We start from the raw sequence: 2,007 nt of genomic DNA on the forward strand, positions 1-2,007 counted from the left end.
TACGGCAAGGCGACGCTGACGTGGTTTGAAGAGATTTTCGAAGAGTATTAAATAAAAATTATTGTATGTTGTTGCCCTTAACTTGGAATGATAAGGGAATAACTAGAAAGATTTGTGAATATAGACTATTTCTGATATACTAAATATACAGTAATAATGAATGATGGGAGATGGGATGAAAGAATTTCAATTTGAGAGAAAGCAGCGTTTTTCTTTGAGGAAATATGCAATAGGAGCTTGTTCAGTCTTGCTAGGAACGAGTTTATTTTTTGCTGGTATGGGTGCTCAACCTGTACAGGCTACAGAAACGAGTTCAACACTAATTTCAAGTCATTATTTGGATGAGCAGGATTTATCTGAAAAGCTGAAATCTGAGTTGCAATGGTTTGAGGAAAATAAGATTGAGGTAAAAGAGGGAAAAGAATACTACTTTATCTATCGAAAATTGGCTACAAGATTACCAGAAACAGGTCTGTTTTCTAATGATGGGATGTTTATCTTGGGGGCAGGATTATTATTGCTTTCCTTTACTTTAATCAAGAGAAAAAAGGGAGCGTCTTACTTCCTTGTGAGCGTCTTTGCTGTTGGTGGATGGGGAGTATCCATCTCTGCTATTGAAAATCTGGTAGAATTGCAACCAGCCCTTGTTAAGAGAGTAGAAGGTCAGTTTCTACCAAGTCCTGAAAGAGTCCAAGGATATGAATTTACGGGATATTATTTGGTAAGAGATAGTGCTAGCAAGGAACTTTCTGTTGATAAGGTAGAATCGCCAGCATTATCTCAAAAGGAGGACAGTTCAGAACCTCAATCTAAGAAGATTGTACCACAGACTGCATCTCATTTTAGCTCGACTGAAGACCTTGTACAATCTCCTCAACCATCCTACGCAGTTGAGAAAATTGTTGAAGCTCCTGATGAAATTGTGCCTATAGGGCCTAAGGAAGAAGTTGCAGGAAATCCCAAAGTAGAACAACCGAAAGCAGAAGATAATAGTGATTATAAAACAAGTCCTGAGGAAGGTGTGTTAAATGCCACAGTAGAGAAACCAGAATTGCTAGTCACTACAGAGGAGGTTGCTTTCCAAACGATAGAACAAGAAGATGCAACCTTAGCTAAAGGGCAAACTAAAGTTGTTCAAGAAGGTGTTGTTGGTGAACGCACCATCTATACGGAAGTCACTATCGTTAATGGGGAAAAATCTAGCAAAGTTATAGAAAATATAATCACAAAAGAACCGGTGAACAAGGTGATTGCAGTTGGGACTAAGGAAGAAGTTGAACCCAAATCTGAGGAAAGTAGACCAGTTCAACCTGAAAAAACTCCAATAGTAGAGAATGAAACAGAGAAAAAACCAGCTGATGGAATAGGACAACCAGGACCAGGAGCAGAAGAAACGCCGGGTACAGAAGCAACACCAGGAGAGAAACAAACACCTGACAAACCCAAAGCCGAGCCGAAGCAACCAGAACCAGCAAGCCCAGCCGTGGAATCAGGGGGCAAGGAGAATCAAACTCATGCCCCACAAGGTACTGAGTCTAATCAACCATCTAAAGAAACTGCTGAGACCAAAGATTCTGAGCCAGAAAGCCCAGCCATGGAATCAGGGGGCGAGGAGAATCAAACTCATGCCCCACAAGGTACTGAGTCTAATCAACCATCTAAAGAAACTGCTGAGACCAAAGATTCTGAACCAGCAATCCCAGCCGTGGAATCAGGACGCGAAGAAGATCAATCTCTTGCGGAACAAAAGGGTGAGGAGAAACAGCTGGAGAATTCAGTTGAGGGGGTAAAAGATGTTGGTGAGTCTGCCCCACAAGGTACTGAGTCCCAGCCACCATCTAAAGTAGCTGCTGAGACCAAAGATTCTGAGCCAGAAAGCCCAGCCATGGAATCAGGGGGCGAGGAGAATCAAACTCATGCCCAACAAGGTACTGAGTCTAAGCTACCATCTAAAGAAACTGCTGAGACCAAAGATTCTGAACCAGCAACCCCAGCCGTGGAATCAGG

General features: G+C 42.2%; 1 protein-coding gene. It reads left to right on the forward strand.

Going from position 1 to position 2,007, the window contains the following annotated elements:
• Positions 1 to 175: 175 nt before the first annotated feature.
• On the forward strand, positions 176 to 2,007 hold a 1,832-nt coding region (locus tag HT715_RS09945; protein ID WP_172922936.1), incomplete at its 3' end, for a G5 domain-containing protein.

Origin of the sequence: Streptococcus sp. 4155 (assembly GCF_013276695.1) — a bacterium.
Classification (GTDB): domain Bacteria; phylum Bacillota; class Bacilli; order Lactobacillales; family Streptococcaceae; genus Streptococcus; species Streptococcus pseudopneumoniae.